The following is a 1,304-nucleotide window of genomic DNA, read 5'->3' on the forward strand; positions in this document are numbered from 1 at the left end:
GGCATGCCGTAGGGGTCGCGCTCGCCCTGCACCACCAGGACGGGTGCGCCCGCCCCGTCGAGCTCGGGCATCCGGCTGGGCCGGTCGGGCCGCCCGGGGGGCTGGACCGGGAAGGCGAGGCACAGGACGGCGTCGGCTCCCGTCGCCTCGGCGGTGCGGCACGCGACCCGGGCCCCTGCCGAGCGTCCGCCGGTGACCAGAGGGGTGTGGTCGCCGGGCCCGGCGACCAGGTGCGCGAGGACCTCGGTCCAGGCCGCGTCGAGGGTCGGTGCCCTGGGTGATCCGCGGCGGCCAGCCGCGCGGTAGGGCTGCTCGACCAGGGCGGTGGTCATCCCGAGGTCTGTCGCGACGGCGGTCACGGCGAGGAGGTCGGGGGCGTCGACCCCGCCCCCGGCACCGTGGCCGAGCACCAGGAGCCCTCGCGGGGTCAGTGCCGGGGCGTGGACGTGGACCCGGGCCGCTCCGTGCGCGGTCGGGACCTCCTGCACGTCGACGCGGAGCTCGGGCACGCGACGAACCCTAGACGTGGGCCCCGCACCGAGAGGGACGGCGCCCACGCTCTGTGGTGTGCGGGTTCAGCCCTGCTCGTAGGTGAGGCAGTTGGCATCGTGCCCGCCCGCACCTGCGCCGATGCGGACTCCGGTCGCGGTGCACTCGAGGGAGCTGTTGTGCACGCAGTCGACCCGCGAGCAGGCGCCGACCTGGGCGACGACCCGGTCGAGGCCGCCCTTGGTGCTCAGCGGGATGAAGGTGCCGCAGTCGGCCGAGCCGTTCGCACCGCTCACCGTGATGGCAAAGGCGTGGCAGCCGTCGTGGTTGTACGAGCAGCCAGCGACGGTGCACTCGCTGACCTCGGGCATCGTGGCGGTCATGGTGACTCCTCAGATCGTCGATCGTGTTCTCCAAGAATTACACCAAGAATGCCAAAAAGCAATACCCGGAATTCTGAGGTGAGGCATTCCTAACCCCTTTATGAAACGCAGATGATGCGTATTTCCGGCGACAAGCTCCCTGTGTGCCCGCTGTGCGGCGCGCGGGCGCCGTGCCAGCGACGAGGCGGTGAACCCCGGGGGGGTTTGACGCTCACCGGCGGGACGTGCAAACTGGGTCCTGACAGTGCGCATCGCCTGCCCCCTGCGCGGTGCGCACTGTTCTACGTCCGGACCCGGGTGACCGCCCCCCGAGGATCCGATCTCGAGGAGTCCAGCGTCGGCCGCCTCGGCCCCCCGGGGTGAGGCCCCGTGCGAGGCCCGCCGGCGGGGCCGGGCGAGAACCGCCGTCCCGGCGCACGCCGACGCTGCGGC

Annotated in this window: 2 protein-coding genes; both read right to left on the minus strand. The window is 72.7% G+C overall.

The window, feature by feature from the left end; genetic code table 11:
* The coding region (locus tag L0B03_RS18030) for an alpha/beta family hydrolase (RefSeq protein ID WP_250448404.1) at positions 1–509 on the minus strand (509 nt) is incomplete at its 3' end.
* 66 nt (positions 510–575) lie between these two features.
* Complete coding sequence (locus L0B03_RS18035; protein WP_250448406.1) at positions 576–872, minus strand: DUF1540 domain-containing protein; 297 nt, start codon at positions 870–872, stop codon at positions 576–578.
* Positions 873–1,304 lie beyond the last annotated feature (432 nt).

The organism is Actinotalea sp. C106 (assembly GCF_023630195.1).
In the GTDB taxonomy this organism is placed as follows: domain Bacteria; phylum Actinomycetota; class Actinomycetes; order Actinomycetales; family Cellulomonadaceae; genus Actinotalea.

Bases quoted from the DNA above. Each gene is read 5' to 3' on its own strand.
- L0B03_RS18035 (WP_250448406.1), bottom strand. From the start codon at position 872: ATGACCGCCACGATGCCCGAGGTCAGCGAGTGCACCGTCGCTGGCTGC.